This is a genomic window from bacterium, from assembly GCA_035703895.1.
Lineage (GTDB): Bacteria > Sysuimicrobiota > Sysuimicrobiia > Sysuimicrobiales > Segetimicrobiaceae > Segetimicrobium.
In genome coordinates, this window is record DASSXJ010000139.1 from 1 (window position 1) to 2,960 (window position 2,960).

A 2,960-nucleotide genomic window follows, 5' to 3' on the forward strand; every position below is an offset into this window, starting at 1 on the left:
GCCAGCGGCGCTCCGATCTTGAGAATCCCCTCCCCGTTCGCCGGCCCGCTGATGCCCCAGGCGAGCGTCCCCACGACCAGGACGGCCACCAGCGCTGCCAGATATCTCGTGTATCGAGCCACATCCATCCCCCCCTGGCCATTCGAGACCTTTTTCGTCCGCTCACTATAATAGTACAACGGATGGGTCGCGGCATGGTTCCCGACCCCCCTCGGGCGGTCGACCCGCTCGCGCAAACACACGATCGATGCGCATCCCCCCTGTTCGGCGCCGAGCCGGTACGGCTATTGCTTCGCCGCAAGACCGTTCGATATAATGCAGTCACAACGCGTTGCGACGCCGGCCCTTCCGGTTGCAGCCGCAGTCCTGCGAGTCCACCAGATATCTTCCGGGCCCCGTCTACAAGACTCATCCGGGTTTCTAAGGGTGGTGATCGTGTGTCCGCTCCTCGCAATCGACCGCAGAGGGTGAGAGGACAGCGCCGGCCGCCTGTGTGTTGGGTGCCGGCGCCGCGTTTGGTGGATGGCACGATAGGAAAGGGGGCATATCGGTGAAACGTCCGGTCAAGGTCACCGTCAATGGGGTTGTCCACTCGCAGGAGGTCGAGCCGAGGCTCCTGCTCGTCCATTTGCTGCGGGACGTGCTCGGGCTCACCGGTACGCACGTCGGGTGTGATACCAGCAACTGCGGGGCGTGTACTATCCTCATGAACGGGAAAGCGATCAAGTCCTGCACGCTGCTCGCGGTCCAGGCCGACGGGACCTCGTTGACGACCGTCGAAGGCCTGGCGCAGGACGGTAACCTCCACCCGATCCAGGAAGGGTTCTGGGAGGAGCACGGCCTCCAGTGCGGGTTTTGTACCCCGGGGATGATGTTGACCGCCCTCGACCTCCTGCAGCGGACCCCCGATCCGAGCGAGGAGCAGATCCGGATGGGCCTCGAGGGTAACCTCTGTCGATGCACCGGCTACCAGCACATCGTCAACTCGATCCAGCACGCGGCCCGCAAGATGCGGGGCGCGGGGACCAAAGCCGGCCGCTCGGCATAGCGGCGGGGGAGACAACCATGGCCGTCAGCAAACTGTTCGGGGCCAAGATCAAGCGCCGTGAAGATCCCCGGCTGATCACGGGGAAGGCCACTTACACAGACGACCTTCAGCCGGCCGGGCTCGTGCACGCGCAGATCATTCGGAGCCCGCACGCGCACGCGCGGATCAAGCGCATCGATGTCGAGGCGGCGCGCCGTCACCCGGGCGTCGTCGCGGTCTTTACGGGCAAGGATCTCCAGGGCAAGATCAACCCTATCCCCACCGCGTGGCTCATTCCAAACTCGGACCTCAAGACGCCGCCGCACCCGGCGCTGGCCGTGGATACCGTCCGGTACGTCGGGGATGGCGTGGCCGTGGTCGTCGCGGAGGATCGGTACACGGCGCGGGATGCCGCGGCCCTCGTGCGGGTCGAGTACGAGCCGCTTCCCGCGGTGGTGGACCAGCAGAAGGCGATGGAGCGGGGGGCGCCCCAGATCCACACGGACGTGCCAAGCAACCTGGCGTTCAAGTGGGGGGTGGGCAACGCGGAGGCGACGGCCGCCGCGTTCAAGGCGGCCGAGCGCGACGGGATCGTGGTCTCTCAACGGTTCGTCAACCAGCGCCTGATCCCCAATGCGATTGAAACCCGGGCCGTCGTCGCCCAGTACAACAGCGGCTCGGGCGAGTTGACCGCCTGGTACACGACCCAGAACCCGCACATCGCCCGCTTTCTGATGTCGGTCGTGACCGGTGTCCCCGAGCACAAGGTGCGGATCATCGCCCCCGAGGTCGGTGGCGGGTTCGGCAGCAAGATCCCGTTCTATGCCGACGAGGCCATCGTCGCGTTCTGCGCGAAGGCCATCGGACGTCCGGTGAAGTGGGCCGAGGATCGCCGCGAGAACTACCAGAGCACCATCCACGGCCGCGACCACATCACCGACCTGGAGGTGGCCGCGACGCGCGACGGGATGGTCACGGCGCTGCGCGGCAAGACGTGGGCCAATCTCGGTGCCTACCTCTCCACCGCCGCACCGGGCGTCCCGACGATCCTGCACGGCCTCATGCTGACCGGATGCTATACGATCCCCAACATCGAATACGTCGTGTACGGCGTGTTCACCAACACCACCCCGGTCGATGCCTACCGCGGGGCCGGCCGCCCGGAGGCGACCTACCTCATCGAGCGGATCGTGGACCTGGTGGCGGGCACGCTCAAGATGGATCCCGCTGAGATCCGCCGGAAGAACTTCATTCCGAAGGACAAGTTCCCGTACACAACCGCCGAGGGACTGGCCTACGACAGCGGGGACTACGGTCCGGCCCTGGACAAGGCCCTGGCCATGGTGGACTACACGCGACTGCGGGATGAGCAGAAGCGGGGGCCGAAGGGCGGGAAGCACTTGGGCGTCGGGCTCAGCACCTACGTTGAGATCTGCGGGCTGGGCCCCTCAGCCGTGGCCGGGGCCGTGGGGTTCCAGGGTGGGCTGTGGGAGAGCGCCGTCGTCCGCATGCACCCGACGGGCAAGGCGACGGTGTTCACCGGGGCGTCGCCGCACGGCCAGGGGGAAGAAACCACGTTCGCCCAGATCGTCGCGGACGAACTGGGCCTCCCCATCGATGACATCGAAGTCGTCCATGGGGACACCGCCCAGATCCCGATGGGGTGGGGGACCTACGGGAGCCGCACCACGGTCGTCGGCGGCGCGGCGATCGCGCTGGCGGCGCGTCGGGTGATCGAGAAGGCCACCAAGATCGCCGCGCACATGCTCGAGGCTGCGGAAAAGGACGTCGCCTTCGACCAGGGGCGGTTCTCCGTGCGCGGCAGCCCGGACCGCGCGAAGACCATCCAGGAAGTCACGCTGCAGGCGTACCTGGCGTGGAACCTTCCTCAGGGGGTCGAGCCGTCGCTGGAGGCGTCGGCGTTCTACGATCC

Annotated in this window: 2 protein-coding genes; both read left to right on the plus strand. The window is 66.8% G+C overall.

The genetic code is table 11. The annotated features are described in order from the left end of the window. Positions 1-550 precede the first annotated feature (550 nt). Entirely contained in the window at positions 551-1,048 is a 498-nt protein-coding gene (locus VFP86_09500; GenBank protein HET8999867.1) for a (2Fe-2S)-binding protein, read from the plus strand. Between the two features lie 17 nt (positions 1,049-1,065). Beyond that, a partial coding sequence (locus VFP86_09505) for a molybdopterin cofactor-binding domain-containing protein (protein ID HET8999868.1) occupies positions 1,066-2,960 on the plus strand: 1,895 nt, incomplete at its 3' end.